Below are 15,717 nucleotides of genomic sequence, written 5' to 3'. Positions count from 1 at the left end.
TTAGTGAACTTCTTTTGCCTTAATAGCAAACTTCCTTTTCATTAGTCATAAACTATAATTGCAAGTTTTGTTTTTATAAACGCAACTTGCAATTATAAAAACAAAGCTTGCAATTTTATAAACGTAACTTGCGTTTATAGATTATCCTTAGTCAAGCATAACTTTGCTATTGGAGAAGCGGAAGTTTGCTATTAAGGCAGTGGAAGTTTGCTATTAATAGCTTGGCCGTTAGGTTTAACACTTGAGACATCAGCTGAAGTTAGAGATTGCTTGGTATTAGATAGGGAATGAACTAAAATACATGGGTTCTTGTTTCCAAAATAGGAACGTTTTTTGTATCTTTGCTATGTAAACACAAAGTCATGGAAGAGAAAGCAAGGTTTAATGTAAAATATATGGAGGAAATGAAACTTTATACTCATGAAGAAATGCTGGATAGAGTGATAGGTACAAAAGGTACTCCAGCACGCGAAAAATATGAGACTGATATTAATAACTTTCTTATAGGTGAGGCTATTAAACGGGCGAGAGAGGCCAAGAATCTTACCCAAGAACAATTAGGTGAGCTTATGGGGGTTAAAAGGGCACAAATCTCGAAAATAGAAAGTGGGAAAAGTATATCCTTTTCTACTATTGTAAGAGCATTCAAGGCAATGGGCGTGAAAACGGCAAGCTTGGAACTTGCTTCTTTGGGCAAAGTGGCTCTTTGGTAAATACTATTTTTGTCTTACCTAATAAACAGTAACCTATGTCTGTTGATGTTATAAAGCAGGAACTATTGTCGAAATTGAAGCAGGAACATTGCTTCTGGTCGTACAATGAAGATTCAATCAAAGATATTCCGGATGATATGCTGATTGAAAAAACGTTGTTGCATCTTGATTTAGAGGAAATTAATCAGCTTTTTTTGGTTTATCCTTTCAAGAAAATCAAGCAGGTATGGCTGGATTATCTCATTCCACAAGAGGAATATCTCTATACGTTGAACCGTTTTTTTGCATGGTACTATTTTAAAGCAAAGAAACCGGACGCTTATATAAAATCTATGGCTACTCGTCGCTTAAACAAAATACTTCTATGAAAGGATTAGCTCCACACACACTGCAGATTTTTGAAGCGGTTTCCCAATTGGATTGCATAAAACCTTATCTTCTGGTCGGTGGAACTGCCTTGTCTTTACAAATCGGAACTCGTCAGAGTGAGGATTTGGATTTTATGAAGTGGCGCACTTCCAAGATAGAGAAGATGGAGGTAGCTTGGTATCAGATAGAGAAAGAACTAGCTACGATTGGAGAGATTCAGCATAAAGATATTCTGGATATAGATCATGTGGAATATCTTGTGTCAGGAGTGAAATTTTCGTTTTATGCTTGCCCTAAATATTCTCCGGTAAGTGAGCCGGTAAGCTACCTGAATAATCTGAAACTGGCTGATGTGAAATCTATCGGAGCAATGAAGATGGAAGTGTTGTTGCGTAGAAGCAACTTTCGTGATTACTACGATATTTACTCCATTTTAAAATCCGGTGTGCCTGTCAATGATTTAATATCTTTGGCTTTAAGCTATTCCGGACACAGGCTGAAGTCTAAGAACCTTTTGGCAATGCTTACTAATAGCAACCGCTTTACGAGGGATTCCCATTTTGAGCAGCTTGAACCTGTTTATGATGTGACTGCACAAGAAATAGAGGGCTATATAAAGAATTGTTTGCTCTAATTTGTTTGCACGAATCTACCAATGAACTTTTTTGCACAAATAGATTCATGTAGGTCGTCTTTTGCAGATATCTTTAATGATGGTGATGATGCTCTCCTAAAACCCGGTGAGGCAATGTACCGTGTCCCAATAGCTCGATAGGGCAGTTGAAGTTCCTTTCCAGCCATTCGGTAGTAACGCCTGTATCCGGATGGTAATCCAGCGTTTCGTTGACGCAAGCGATAGATTTTACCTGTTGCAATACAGTGCCGATGTCGTGACTGACAAGGATAATGGCACATTCTTTATTGATTTCAGCCAATAACTCATAAAGGCGTGCTTCGAAACGCTTGTCGATATACGTGCTGGGTTCATCGAGAATCAATACCGCAGGGTCGGAGATGATGGCACGTCCCAACAGGGCACGTTGCAGCTGCCCGCCGCTTAATTGCCCGATAGAACGGTGTTCGAATCCTTCAAGCCCCATGCGGGAAATAATCTGTTTACCTTTCTCTTTCTGTTCGGGGGTAAATCGTGAAGTGAGCGATTTTTGTATGCTTAATCCGGATAGGATCACTTCTTCCACGGAAATAGGGAACTTCCGGTCTATACTGTTGTATTGAGGCAGATAACCCAGGAAAGTAGAAGTGGTTTTAGTAGATGCTTTTTCAGGAGTATGGAATATAATTTCCCCTCCGGTTGGCTTCAACAGACCGAGGATGCACTTTATAAGCGTCGTTTTGCCGCCTCCGTTCGGACCTATAATACCTAGAAAATCCCGTTCGTAGATGCTTAGATTAACATCGTGGAGAACAGTGCGACCGTCATATCCGGCGGAAAGATTCTTTATTTCGATTATTGGTTTCATCGTTGGAAATGGCTTGATGGGTTCTTTCTTTATACGTTTATTTTGTTGCAGCCTGTGGCGCGAGGGCTTTGGCTACATTCAGCATTTCTTCTTCCCAGTCGTAACTTAGCGGATTGATAGGGATCACTTTCGTTCCGGTTTGCTGCGCGATGGTTTCCGCATTGCGTTTGTCAAATTCCGGTTGAACAAAGATTACACGTACATCTTCTGCCTGACACAGGTCTATCAAGGCTTTCAGATGGGCGGGAGAAGGTTCTTTGCCCCCTTCTTCGATGGAAATCTGATGCAATCCGTAGTCGCGGGCGAAGTAGGAGAGAGCCGGATGATAAATCATGAAGGCTTTGGCTGCTTCGGGAGCGGAGAGTTGACGGCGAATCAGGCTGTCGGTGTGCTGGATACGCTGGCAGAGCGAATCGTAGCGGTTTCTATAGTATACCTCATTTGCCTTATCCAGTTGGCTAAGGGCTTTGTAGGTGTTTCCTGCAATGATTAAAGCATTACCGGTAGAATTCCATACGTGCGGCTCTACGGCGTGGATATGCCCGTCGTTACTGTTATGTCCGTGGGCATGGTCGTGGTCATCATTGTTGAGTATGAGGTCGATTCCTTTGGAGGTGTCGAACACTTGGATATGGGGGGTATTGTTCATCAAACGATCCATCCAGGTCTGTTCGAAGCCGATGTATCCGATGCGGAAATAGGCTTTGCTGTCTCCCAGAGACACAAGTTGTTGGGGGACAGGATCATAGGTTTCCGGGCTGGAACCTTTTGGGACCATGCTGACTACTTTAAATTTATCTCCGGCAATAGCTTCCGTGAAATAACGTTGCGGTTCCAGGGTGACGGTAATCACCGGTTTTGCTTCGTCATCGTTGCTTGCTTGGGAAGAGCGTCCTGTGCAGGCTGCCATTAGGAGGCAGGCACTAAGGAGGAAAAGGGTTCTCATATCTTTTAGTTGTTTTTTCATGACTTCTTCTATTTCGGGGTTTCTTTCTTATCTTGTTTCTATTCTTATTTTCGGGCCCGTAATATTTCCCGTTTACCACCCGGAGGTCCGGGCAGGCGTTCTACTGTGAATCCGGCTGTCTGTAACATCCGGCGGACGACACCTTTGGCGCAGTAAGTGGTCAGGATGCCGTCTCTATCTAATAAAACGTAGAGGCGGTTGAATAGTTCTTGCGACCACATTTCCGGTTGCTTTTCCGGTGCAAAGGCATCGAAGTAAATGAGGTTAAATGAAAGATTCAGGGCAGGTGATTCGGCGTTGGTTACGCTATCATTGATATTGCTCATTGTTCGTTCTCTGTTCTCAACCCATTTGTTTACGTCTGTCTCTACTTTCCGTAGGGTGAAGTGTGGAGTGAGTTGCACGTCTTTCTCCCAAGGTGATGTATGAAGTTGCTTAAACAATTCGATAGCCGGTTGCTGCCGGGCGGTCGTCGTTAATTGCTCATCATTGGAGATATATCCTAATTGCTCTATCGTCTGCCATTCCAGTGGATAGAGTTCCAATCCTGTATAGAGTATATTCCGTCTGCTTCTTTCTGCTTCTTCAAGGGTGAGCCAGGCGTTTAGCCCTGTCCCGAAGCCGATCTCAAGAATACGCGGAGTAGTGGCGGAAGAGGCTTTAAGTCCCATATCGATGAAAATATGTTGAGACTCCGTGCGTGCCCCTTTCGTTGAATGATAATGTTCATTCAATTCCGGAACAAACAGGGTAGCGCTCCCGTCGTCGGTTTTCTCAATAATCCTTTCCATCATACAATCTCTAATGCTTACTGTCTAACGTCTAATACTTTTTACCTGATATTTAAAATCCTTACCCTGCTATAGCGTCCCAGGCACTTTCGAGTGCATACAGGAGAAGAATATAACGTATCAGTTTGCCGACAAACATGGAAACTATGGTGAGCCATGTGTTGCTTCGCATAAATCCCAGTGCAATGGCTATCACTTCCCCAATAGCGGGAAGAAAGGTGAAGAAGGCCATCAATGCTCCTTTTCCTTGCAGGAATTTCACCATTTTGTCTACTTTCTCTTTCTTTACCTTGAAATATTTCTCGATCCAACTGATTTTGCCCAAACGCCCCATGTAGTAGCAAGTCATTCCGCCTACTGTGTTGCCCAGAGTGGCGGAGATCAGACAGGCTATCGGGGGCAGACCGAGTTTCACCAGTGCCACCAGTACCAGTTCGGAACTGAAAGGCACGATGCTCCCAGCCAGTAAAGCCGAGATGAATAATCCCGGGAGTCCCCATTCTATGAGGAGTTGTATCGTTGAATCTATAAAAGCGTCCATATATTAAAAGCGAATAAGAGGATGAGACCGACCAATGAAATGATGAAAAACACATTCGAACTTTTACTATTGGTCAGTACAAAGAAATGTCCGATCAGGATGCTGTTGCTTATGATAAGCAAAGGCAATAGGGCACTGCAATATATCGGTTGCAGGGCAATCAGCAGGAACAGGAAAATCGTCAGGTCTATCAGGAATTGGAGATAGGCGCGTGTGCGTATCTTATCCTCAAATCCGGCGGCGATGCAATGGACGGTACTGACGATGAACATCACCAACAGATAGCCGAGTATTGCCAGTTCCCAAGGCTGGAGGATTTGCAGGTTGAAGAATTCCCCGATAGTTAGTAGCTGATTGAAAGGGCGATAGAACAACTCCATCTCGTTGTAGAAGAAGGCGTGTCCGAACAGCATCCAGTATGGCAGCATCCATCCGAGCAGCGCACCGCAGAAACTACGCGGAGTGAGCGACTGGAAACGGTAGGCTTCGAGCAACCAAAGCACTGAGAGGATGGTGAACTGTGGGAACAGAATACTTCCCGCTCCGATAAAGAAGAAGGAGTAGAATAAATAACCCGCAGCTTGAGTTTGCTGATAGCTTTTAAACAGAAAATAAATGGAAATGAGAAAGCCCAGGGCAACAATATCTCCTGTATATAGGTAATGCATTTTCGGGCAGACGGTGACCAGCAGGAAATAGATAGCCGTCTGCATGGAAGCCCTCATACGGATAATGCTGAACTGATTGTTCAGCTCTATCAGAAAGTAACCGATGGTTGCATAAATCAGGAAGCTGACAATCCGGTCTGCCCACCCCGGAAGCAGAAAATCGCGGGCGGGTTGCCAGGCAGAAGGGCTGCCTTCGAGTACGGTTGAGGCTATGGAACCGGGAAATAAAAAGTAAGTCAACACCCAGCACAGGGCGCAGATAAAGATAACGGCAGGCAGGGTCCACCGTCCTGCCGTCACTTGACTTTGTAGTCTTTTATTTCTCATGAGTTTATTACTTGTTATCTCTTGATACTATAGGTACATTCGGTTGATATTCCGGATATTAATATCCTGCATGCTTGATGTTAACAACCATCCTGTCAGCTGTTAATACCTGATTCCTCAAGTATTAACAATTGTCGTCTAAACTATTAATACTTGATAACTCAACTATTAATGCTTGACAAGTCATGGTGTTCAACGCTATGCGGAATAGGGCTACTTGCGTGCGAAACTTGAATTACAAATCGAATCCGATATCGCGGCGGAAATACTTCTTGTCGAAGTCGATCATGTCTGCCACTTTGTAGCTCTGTGCCAGTGCCTCTTCTTTCGTTGCACCGTAAGAGCAAACGGCAATCACACGTCCTCCGTTCGTCACTACTTGTCCGTCTTTCATGGCTGTTCCGGCATGGAAAATGATGCTGTCGGTAGCGGCAGCCTGTTCCAGTCCGCTGATAGGGAATCCTTTTTCGTAGGCTTCGGGATAACCGCCGCTGACAAGGATGACACAGCCGGCTGAACGTGGGTCCATCACCAGTGTTTTTTCGTTCAGGTTGCCTGCGGCAGTACCTTCAAGCAGTTCTACGAAGTCGCTCTGGATACGGAGCATCACGCTTTCTGTTTCCGGGTCGCCCATGCGGACGTTGTATTCGATCACCATCGGTTCACCTTTCACCTTGATAAGACCGAGGAAGATGAAGCCTTTGTAAGTGATGTTTTCTTCTTTCAGGCCGTTGATGGTCGGTTCGATGATGCGTGTGCGTACTTTCTCCATAAATACTTCATCGGCAAACGGAACGGGGGTTACGCTACCCATACCGCCTGTATTTAGTCCTTTATCGCCTTCACCGATGCGTTTGTAGTCTTTGGCTACGGGGAGGACTTTATAGTGTTCTCCGTCTGTCAGTACGAATACAGAGCACTCGATACCGCTTAGGAACTCTTCGATTACAACGGTTGCCGATGCAGAGCCGAACATGCCACCCAGCATTTCTTTCAGTTCTACTTTAGCTTCGTCCAGTGTAGGGAGGATAAGTACTCCTTTTCCGGCACAAAGACCATCAGCCTTCAATACGTATGGAGCTTCCAGCGTTTCGAGGAAAGCGAGACCTTCTTCGAGGTTTGCGGAAGTGATGCTTTTGTAGCGGGCTGTCGGGATGTTGTGGCGCATCATGAAGCCTTTGGCAAACTCCTTGCTTCCTTCCAGTTCTGCTCCTTGAGCCGAAGGACCGATAACGGCAATATGCTTTAGCTCCGGACGGTTCTGGAAGTAGTCGTAAATTCCTTCTACCAACGGATCTTCGGGGCCTACTACTACCATTTGAATGTTCTCTTTCAGAGCGAAAGCGCTGATGGCTTCAAAATCGGTTGCTTTGATGTTGACATTCTCGCCTACGGCAGTTGTTCCGGCATTTCCCGGAGCAATGTACAGTTTTTCAACTTTCGGACTTTGGGCAATTTTCCATGCCAGTGCATGTTCGCGGCCGCCCGAGCCAAGTAATAATATCTTCATCTTTGTGCTATTATAAGTTATACTGTTATATATGATTCGTATAGATGCGGTGGACTTCACAGGTTTTATAAGTTCTGCTCAAAGTACCGGGTGATTTTCTCGTGCAGATGTACACGGTCGCGGCCTGCTACGTTGTGCTTGTGGCACGGGTAGATAAACAGGTCGGGATAAGTGCGGGCATCTACACAGGCTTTCATAAACGACAGGGTGTGCTGTGGCACGCAGGTATCGTCATGATCGTCGTGAATAATCAACAGGTGACCTTCCAGTTGACCGGCAAGATTCTTCAGGTTACATTCTTTGTAGCCTTCCGGATTGCTTTTCGGTGTATCCATATAGCGTTCGCCGTACATCACTTCATAATACCCCCAGTCGATTACCGGACCTCCGGCAACGCCTACTTTGAATATCTCCGGGTAACGGAGCATCAGGGCGGTAGTCATGTGACCTCCAAAACTCCATCCGTGTACGCCGATGCGCTCGCTGTCTACGTAGGGGAGGGATTTCAGGAATTCAACGCCTTTCACCTGATCTTTGCCTTCTTCGATACCGAGATGGCGGAAGGTGGCATTTTCAAATGTTAGTCCGCGGTTGCTGCTACCGCGATTGTCGATGGTGAACATGATATAGCCTTTGCTTGCCATGTATGTGTCCCATCCGCGTGCGCCGTTCTGCCATCCTCCGGTGACGCATTGTGCGTGAGGGCCTCCGTAGACATATACGATTACGGGATATTTCTTAGCCGGATCGAAGTTTGTCGGCTTCATCAGGCGGTAATGCAGGTCGGTAGTGCCGTCTGCCGCTTTGATTGTTCCGGTTTCGATGCTTGGCATCTGGTATCCGTCGTAAGGATTTTCGGCTGTCAGCAAGTTGGCTGTTTCTTTGAAGTTTTTGGTGTCTACCAGGTTGATGACGCGGGGTTGGTCTTTGGTGGAATAACGGTCGATAAGGTATGTACCAGAGGCGCTAAGTGTTCCGCTATGTTCGCTTTCCTTGCAGTTCTCGAACGGCTGGCTTATCTTTCCATTACTTACGTTTACTGCAAAATGGCCGCTTCTCAAGCCTTCTACGGCAGTGAAGATGACCTCTTTACGCTTTGTGTTGAATCCCAGGATTTCGCTGACCAGCCAGTTGCCTTTGGTTAGCTGTTTTACTTTACCGGCCTGGAAATAACTACCGCCGTTGGCACTATTATAGGTTTCACCTTTCATGTTTGCTGCATTTGTCTCAAAGAGATAAAGGTGATTGTAGCCGTCACGCTGACTTTGATAGATGAACTTGGTAGGGTCCCACGGCAAAAATACGATGGGGTTTTGCGGTTCAACGTATTTAGGGTGCATTTCTTCATAGAGAACTCCCATGGGTTCTCCTGTCTCTGCGTTGTACTGGCAGAGTTTGGCATGATTCTGGTCGCGGTTTACTTCGATCAGGTAGAGGCTCTTTTCATCCGGTGCCCAGCTGATGTTAGTGAAATAACGGTCTGTCGGATCGCCTGCATTCAGATAAATGCTTTTACCGGTAGCAGGGTTGTAAATGCCTACTTTTACCTGATGGCTCGTCATTCCTGCCATCGGATAGCGTACGTTGTTCACTTCGCCTACACGTGCAGTGATGTCTACAAGCGGGTATTGTGTCACCATGCTTTCATCCATACGGTAGAAAGCGAGCAGGTTGCCTTTCGGACTCCAGAAAGTTCCTTTGTTGATACCGAATTCATTGCGGTGCACTGTTTGTCCACAAACGATGCCTTCGGGTTCATTGGTTACTGCTTTCTCATTCACATATAGATTGTTATCTATCGTGTAAGCCACATTTCCACTGGCTGCGCAATAGTCTTCATTATTTGCCCCGTCCTTTGGTTTGAAAGTGCTGATAACCTGATTGTTCTTGAAATCATATACAATGAACTTTCCTGCTATCGTGAATAGCATTTGTGCCTTGTCTGTCCATGGAAAACGGACGGAATACAGGTGTGATAATTTTCCTGCCTTGTTTTCTTCAAGCACTTTGTTGATTTGCTCGCGAGTGATAACCATTGTTTCTTTCCCGGTTTTGGGTTGAATTGAATAAAGGGTATCTACTCCTGGCTTGATACATTCGTCGCCCCACCATTGCAGCCCGTACAGGTTTTCTGCATAGCGGTAACTCTCGCCGCCCGGAATCAGTTCTTCCAGCGTCGGTTTTTTGGTTTCTTGTGCCATAACATTGAATCCGATTGGTAGTGCCAACAATAACAGAATGGCTCTTTTTCCAATTTTACTCATTGCTCTTTTCTTTATTATTTGTTTTTAAATCCTTCTATTTTTACTCTGTCCAAAGGAGTCTGTCTTGATTGGATAATTGCACTTATTTTAGCAAAGGCATTAAATAGGTCGTCAAATTGTTTTTCGTAACTTTCCCTATCAGAAGTAATATCTTCTTCGAGATATTCGATGCGTTGTTTTAATTCTTCCAACTCCTTTTTAGGTATATTGGATAGAAGATATTGGCGCATACGTACAAAAGCACGGATAATATTGATATTTACTTCCACAGCGGTCTTGGACTTGAGGACGCTGGATAACATAACTATACCATATTCAGTAAATGCAAACGGAAGATATTTGATGTTATATCCTTGTCCTGTTTTCAAGGTCGCAATTTGCGACCTTGAAATTGCAACTTCTTCTTTTGTTAGCTCGAACATGAATTCAGCAGGAAAGCGTTCAATATTACGACGTACTTGTTCCTTGAGGCGTTTAGTTTCAACTCCATACATTTCTGCCAAATCAAAGTCAAGCATAACTTTTTGCCCTCTGATTTCGTATATTTTGTTTTCTATAATAGCTATATCATCCATTTTTTTGTTTAGACAGGTTCCAATTTGTGACTGAACATTAGAACTATGATGTAAACTTGAAGTTCCAATTTGGAACTTCAAGTTTTTAATTAATTATTAACTAGTGAATTACAGGGTGAATAAGTTGTTGGGATTATAACCGTTTATTCCTCTTCCTTCTTCGGAATCCTCGGCTCCCGGTTTCCCCTAAATTCTCTTGGCCCTCTTGAATCTCTTCCTCCGCGGAATTCTCCCCGTGGTTTTCTATCTCTTTCATCGCCACCTTTGAAGTCGCCACCTTCTCTGCGTGGCTTGTATTCTCCCTCTCTGCGAGGTCTGGATTCGCCGTCCCGACGCGGCTTGAACTCACCTTCGCGGCGTGGCTTAAATTCTTTTCTTTCTCTGAATCTTGGAGCTTGTTCTCCTTCACCCTCTTTCTTCTCTTCGCCCTCTTCCTGGCTCTTGAACTCTTTATATTTTCCGTCAAAAATCTCATATTTGCGGAATTCACACTCCAACGGTCCATTGAACAAAGGAACCTTCTGGCTTGCCTTCAAGCCAATCTGGTCGAAACACTCTTCCCGATAAGAAAGCACCCATGCTTCGTTTCCTACAAATGCATGTTTCAGACGTTCGCCGATCATCTGGTAAAGACCGAGCAAATCATTCGTAGAGATACGTTCCCCATAAGGAGGATTGGTGATGATGATTGATTTCTCTTTCGGCTGTTCGAACTGCTGGAACGGTTGCAATTTTAGCACGATATCTTTCGATACACCGGCAGCTTTTATATTGTGAGTTGCAATCTCATTCGCTTTCGGATTGTTGTCATACCCATAAATCTTATGAGTAAACTCACGCTCCTGACTGTCGTCATTGTAAATCTCATCAAACATATCCGCATCGAAATCCACCCATTTCTCGAAAGCAAACCCTTTACGGAATACTCCCGGAGCGATATTCTTAGCAATCAGTGCGGCTTCTACAGGGATAGTACCCGAACCACACATCGGATCGATCAGATCACATTCTCCACGCCATCCGGTCATTAAAATCATGCCGGCAGCCAATACCTCATTCAACGGAGCTTCTACCGCTTCCTGGCGATAACCGCGACGGTGAAGTGATTCTCCGGACGAGTCCAACGACAAGGTACAGGTAGTCTGTGCAATATGAATGTTCAGAAGTACATCCGGGTTGTTGATGCGTACCGACGGACGTTTACCCGTTTTCTCGCGGAAGTAGTCCACAATCGCATCTTTCACCTTGTACGAAACGAATTTCGAATGGCGGAACTCCTCACTGAATACTACTGCATCGATAGCAAATGTCTTGTTCACATCGAGATATTCTTCCCATGGAATAGCCTGTATTTGATTGTAAACCTCGTCAGCATCTTTGGCCGTAAAGTTCTTGATGGGTTTCAGGATACGGATGGCGGTACGTAGACAGAAATTAGCCTTGTACATCATACGTTTATCTCCTGTAAATGAAACCATACGACGTCCTATTTGAATGTCGTTGGCTCCTAATGCTGTCAGTTCTTCTGCAAGTATCTCTTCCAGTCCCTGGAAAGTCTTGGCTATCATCTCGAATTGTTCGCTCATATAGATTCTTTTGATTTTATTTTTTTGCTTTAGTTTGTACGATTCTTGCTCCTGCGGGCACGTTTTCCGTTACCCAGATATTACCGCCTACGGTTGCATCACGCCCGATGGTGATTCTTCCCAGAATAGTGGCGTTGGAATAAACAATTACATTGTCTTCCAGGATCGGATGGCGGGGGATTCCCTTGATAGGTTTTCCGTCGGCATCCAGCGGGAAACTCTTGGCTCCCAGCGTGACACCCTGATATAGTTTGACGTTGTTTCCGATGATACTCGTGGCGCCGATTACGACACCCGTACCATGGTCGATGGTGAAGTGAGTGCCAATCTTTGCGGCCGGATGGATATCAATTCCCGTTTCGCTATGCGCCATCTCCGTGATGATACGGGGAATCAGAGGAACACCCAGTTCCAGCAATTCATGCGCGATACGGTAATTGCTGATCGCTTTAATGGCCGGATAACAGAATATGACCTCTCCATAGCTTTCGGCAGCCGGGTCACCGTTGTAGGCGGCTTCCACATCCGTTGCCAGTATCCTCCTCATGGCGGGTAACTTACTGATGAATTTAGCAGCAAGACGTGCAGCTTCTTCTCGTTTGGAGTCGGAGCAGACGTTGCATTTCCCCTCTATGGAAGTGCTAAAACATAATCCGGCCAAGATTTGCTCACAAAGTAAATCAAACAATTTTTCAATGTTGACACCGATGTGATAATTGATAGTCCGGCTGTTAATAGTAGAATTTCCGTAATATCCGGGGAAAAGAATGGAGCGTGAAAGCTCAATAATTTCATACAAGACTTTTGCAGAGGGCAGTGGCTCGCCATCTTTGTGCTGATGAAACAGTCCTTTATAAGATTCGCTTTCCGATAGCTCATCGACTGCCTGTGTCAAAATGTGGGTGAAGTTCAGTGGACTCATTAGGTCAGTTGCTCATATTTATATGGGCACAAAGGTATTAAAAAAATAATAAAATTCGCTGGGATTCAGGATAAATAATGTATTTTTGTCACATTCAAAACATGACATGAATAAGGGGACTGATGAATCAGAAGACTGCTATGAAACTATTTGGACTGTTGGGGTTGTTGATGTTGTTGAGTTGCGGATATGCTGATAGACACCGCAATAGCTCTTCATGCGAACAGGCGTTGGTTGATTCTCTGGAAGTTCGTGTACAGGATTCTTTGTTTTCCAATGTGCATTATTCCCGCTCACAACTGCTTGAGGCACTGACGCAGACGCAAGATTCCCTGGTTTATTATCGTCTGCTCGCCCTTTACGGGAAAACATTTTTTGTCTCTTCCGATTTTGATTCTATACTCTATTACAACCGCCGGGTAAAAGAATTTTCCCGCAATGCTTCCCAATCTTCTGAATCTCTCCAGTCTCCACGATGGAATGATGTATTGTCCGATGTCTATAATATCGAAGGCAACGTATGGATGCAACTGAACCGCCCTGATTCTGCAATTATCGACTATAAGAAAGCCTATGGATATCGCCTGGAAGGAAAAAAACTACACCTGCTTCCGGATATTTGTATCAATATAGCTGATGCCTACCTGCATCGCAGTGACTTGGCGCACACTGCTTCGTATTACCGGCGCGCCCTGTTTCTCTGTGATTCTTTGAACTTGTCCGAGCACACGAAATTTCCTGTCTACTACGGATTGGGGCAGACTTATATGGAACTGCGCGATTTCGATTTATCCAATCATTACTATGAATTGGCCGGGCAGTTCTTCGATGAAATGAACGTGAGCGAGCAATGGACCTATCTCAACAATCGCGGCAACCATTATTATTACCGGAAAAACTATCAGGAGGCTTTGAAATATATGCGCAGAGCCAATGCACTCGTATCTTCTTATCCGCAGATGGTGTTTGAACAGAACTTTATCAAAGTAAACCTGGGAGAATTGTACTTGCTGACTGACAAACTGGACTCCGCACAGATCTGCCTGGACGAAAGTTATCGTTTCTTCTCCGATATACAGCATAACTCGGCTGTTCATTACATTGAAACCCAGATGATTGAACTGGCATTGAAGAAAGGTAATATAGCCCAAGCGAAGACTATGATCGCCCGGACTGCTCCTGTGGGGCATCTTGACGCCAATATGTTGACTATACGCAATCAGTATCTGCAACATTATTTTGAGCATACCGGTGATTATCGCCGTGCCTATGAATACCTGAAACGTGATTGCCATCTGGACGATTCCATCCGGAGCGAACGGATACAGATGCGTGTTGCCGAATTGGATATGCGTTACCGGCAGGATACGATAGTGCTTCGTAAGGAAATGAAGATTCAGCGACAGGCGGCAGAGATGAGAGTGCTCAAGTTGAGCGTATCTATCTGGGTACTTGTCTGCGTGTTGCTTGTGGCAGGGGTAGTGATAGTTGTCTGGTATATGCGTAAAAAGAGGGAGTTTCTTCGCCAGCGTTTCTTCCAGCAAATCAACCGTGTCCGCATGGAGAATTTGAGAAGCCGGATTTCTCCTCATTTTACTTTTAATGTACTGGGACGTGAGATCAATCAGTTTAACGGCTCGGAAGAGGTGAAACATAATCTGATGGAACTGGTGAAATATCTCCGTCGTAGCCTCGAACTTACCGAGAAATTGAGCGTATCTTTGCAAGACGAACTGGATTTCGTCCGTACATACATCGAACTGGAACGTGGACGTGTCGGAGAAGATTTTGTCGCAACAATCACGGTGGAGGACGGTTTAGATGCAACCCGCATCATGATTCCATCTATGATTGTGCAAATTCCGGTGGAGAATGCTATTAAACATGGACTGGCGGGAAAGGACGGAAAAAAGGAGCTAATGGTATATGTTTCCCGTGAAACAAATGGGATTCGCATAACGGTTACCGACAACGGACGCGGGTATCTCCCGCAGGTAGTTTCCGCCACACGGGGTACTGGTACAGGATTGAAAGTGTTGTATCAGACCATTCAATTACTGAATACAAAGAACAAGAGTGATAAAATACGTTTTAATATAACCAACAGAAGCGATGGACAAACCGGTACGGAAGTGTCGGTATATATCCCGTTTCGTTTTTCTTATGATTTATGATGGAGACAGAAGAAAAGTATAAGGTAGTCATCGTTGACGATGAACGTACAGCGATTGATGCTTTGCGCCGAGAGTTGGAGCCCTATCGTGAATTTGAAGTAAAAGGAATCGCAGGGAATGGTGCAAAAGGTAAAAAGATGATTATGGAGTTGCATCCGGACTTATTGTTTCTTGATGTGGAACTTCCGGATACGTTGGGACTCAATCTATTAAGTGAAATCAGGGAGGATATTTTGTGGGATATGAAGGTTGTGTTTTACACCTCTTATGACAAATACTTGCTTCAGGCGTTGCGTGAGTCGGCTTTCGACTTCCTGCTGAAGCCTTTTGAAGCAGAAGACCTGAAAGTAATTATGGACCGTTACCGGAAGGCTATGAGCTCTACTTCGCTTCCTCTTTTGCCTTCTTTTGCTTCTTCTATTAGTGCATTGATGCCCCAGCAAGGCATGTTTATGATTAGTACAGTGACAGGCTTCAAACTCTTGCGACTGGAAGAAATCGGCTTTTTTGAATATCTGAAAGACAAACGTCAATGGCAGGTGGTCTTGTTTAATCAAACTTGTCTGAATTTGAAGCGAAATACAAAAGCAGAAGATATTATCAGTTATTCACAAGCTTTTGTACAGATTAGCCAATCTGCTATTGTAAATGTTAATTATCTGGCAATGATTGATGGTAAATGCTGTCAACTTTATCCGCCTTTTCACGATAAGAACGATTTGATTATTTCCCGAAGTTATCTAAAAGAACTGCAAGAGCGTTTCTTTGTTTTGTAATGTAGACCTCATATTATGAAATACGCCACTTCTTCAGCAGAAGCGGCGTATCC

General features: G+C 44.6%; 15 protein-coding genes. 5 read left to right on the top strand and 10 right to left on the bottom strand.

Annotated elements, in window-relative coordinates:
* The first annotated feature begins 395 nt into the window (after positions 1-395).
* From KSX81_RS11410 to KSX81_RS11400, 3 genes are read left to right on the top strand one after another with little or no spacing between them, the layout of a single operon-like run.
* Positions 396-713 carry a helix-turn-helix domain-containing protein gene (locus KSX81_RS11410; protein WP_217725600.1) on the top strand — a complete coding sequence of 106 codons (318 nt, stop codon included), beginning with the start codon at positions 396-398 and terminating at the stop codon, positions 711-713.
* A gap of 35 nt (positions 714-748) precedes the next feature.
* A complete protein-coding gene (locus KSX81_RS11405; protein WP_004296693.1) occupies positions 749-1,081 on the top strand; it encodes a hypothetical protein in 333 nt (110 codons plus the stop codon).
* The gene (locus KSX81_RS11400; protein ID WP_004296694.1) at positions 1,078-1,716 is read left to right on the top strand and encodes a nucleotidyl transferase AbiEii/AbiGii toxin family protein; all 639 of its coding nucleotides are present in this window, start codon (positions 1,078-1,080) and stop codon (positions 1,714-1,716) included. The genes KSX81_RS11405 and KSX81_RS11400 overlap by 4 nt, the downstream gene beginning before the upstream one ends.
* Positions 1,717-1,789: 73 nt before the next feature.
* Here the strand turns inward: KSX81_RS11400 and KSX81_RS11395 are convergent, their stop codons facing one another.
* The 10 genes from KSX81_RS11395 to KSX81_RS11350 form a co-directional block, all read right to left on the bottom strand.
* Positions 1,790-2,563: a metal ABC transporter ATP-binding protein gene (locus tag KSX81_RS11395; protein WP_004324203.1), complete on the bottom strand. Its 774-nt coding sequence runs from the start codon at positions 2,561-2,563 to the stop codon at positions 1,790-1,792.
* Between the two features lie 37 nt (positions 2,564-2,600).
* Entirely contained in the window at positions 2,601-3,530 is a 930-nt protein-coding gene (locus KSX81_RS11390) for a metal ABC transporter solute-binding protein, Zn/Mn family (protein ID WP_004324204.1), read from the bottom strand.
* Between the two features lie 44 nt (positions 3,531-3,574).
* Positions 3,575-4,321, bottom strand: coding sequence for a tRNA (5-methylaminomethyl-2-thiouridine)(34)-methyltransferase MnmD (mnmD, locus tag KSX81_RS11385; RefSeq protein WP_032842846.1), 747 nt, complete (start codon positions 4,319-4,321; stop codon positions 3,575-3,577).
* Positions 4,322-4,382: 61 nt separating this feature from the next.
* Positions 4,383-4,862: a YqaA family protein gene (locus tag KSX81_RS11380; RefSeq protein ID WP_004296698.1), complete on the bottom strand. Its 480-nt coding sequence runs from the start codon at positions 4,860-4,862 to the stop codon at positions 4,383-4,385.
* Positions 4,847-5,857 carry a hypothetical protein gene (locus KSX81_RS11375; RefSeq protein ID WP_217725598.1) on the bottom strand — a complete coding sequence of 337 codons (1,011 nt, stop codon included), beginning with the start codon at positions 5,855-5,857 and terminating at the stop codon, positions 4,847-4,849. Before KSX81_RS11375 ends, KSX81_RS11380 begins: the two co-directional genes overlap by 16 nt.
* Positions 5,858-6,092: 235 nt before the next feature.
* A complete protein-coding gene (purD, locus tag KSX81_RS11370; protein ID WP_004296700.1) occupies positions 6,093-7,367 on the bottom strand; it encodes a phosphoribosylamine--glycine ligase in 1,275 nt (424 codons plus the stop codon).
* Between the two features lie 65 nt (positions 7,368-7,432).
* Positions 7,433-9,631, bottom strand: coding sequence for a S9 family peptidase (locus tag KSX81_RS11365; RefSeq protein WP_115484382.1), 2,199 nt, complete (start codon positions 9,629-9,631; stop codon positions 7,433-7,435).
* Between the two features lie 14 nt (positions 9,632-9,645).
* Positions 9,646-10,206 carry an ORF6N domain-containing protein gene (locus KSX81_RS11360; RefSeq protein ID WP_004296702.1) on the bottom strand — a complete coding sequence of 187 codons (561 nt, stop codon included), beginning with the start codon at positions 10,204-10,206 and terminating at the stop codon, positions 9,646-9,648.
* Positions 10,207-10,349: 143 nt separating this feature from the next.
* Entirely contained in the window at positions 10,350-11,792 is a 1,443-nt protein-coding gene (locus tag KSX81_RS11355; protein WP_004324207.1) for a class I SAM-dependent RNA methyltransferase, read from the bottom strand.
* Between the two features lie 16 nt (positions 11,793-11,808).
* Entirely contained in the window at positions 11,809-12,714 is a 906-nt protein-coding gene (locus KSX81_RS11350) for a serine O-acetyltransferase (RefSeq protein ID WP_004296704.1), read from the bottom strand.
* A gap of 122 nt (positions 12,715-12,836) precedes the next feature.
* On the opposite strand from KSX81_RS11350, the gene KSX81_RS11345 reads away from it, so the two are divergent.
* Together KSX81_RS11345 and KSX81_RS11340 are read left to right on the top strand one after the other, a co-directional pair.
* The gene (locus KSX81_RS11345; RefSeq protein WP_115484381.1) at positions 12,837-14,888 is read left to right on the top strand and encodes a histidine kinase; all 2,052 of its coding nucleotides are present in this window, start codon (positions 12,837-12,839) and stop codon (positions 14,886-14,888) included.
* Positions 14,885-15,664 carry a LytR/AlgR family response regulator transcription factor gene (locus KSX81_RS11340; RefSeq protein ID WP_004324209.1) on the top strand — a complete coding sequence of 260 codons (780 nt, stop codon included), beginning with the start codon at positions 14,885-14,887 and terminating at the stop codon, positions 15,662-15,664. The genes KSX81_RS11345 and KSX81_RS11340 overlap by 4 nt, the downstream gene beginning before the upstream one ends.
* Positions 15,665-15,717: the final 53 nt, after the last annotated feature.

Source organism: Bacteroides sp. MSK.18.37 (genome assembly GCF_019129155.2).
Taxonomy (GTDB): domain Bacteria; phylum Bacteroidota; class Bacteroidia; order Bacteroidales; family Bacteroidaceae; genus Bacteroides; species Bacteroides ovatus.
The sequence above is the reverse complement of the archived record's forward strand: the minus strand, read 5'-3'. Positions and strand labels throughout refer to the sequence as shown.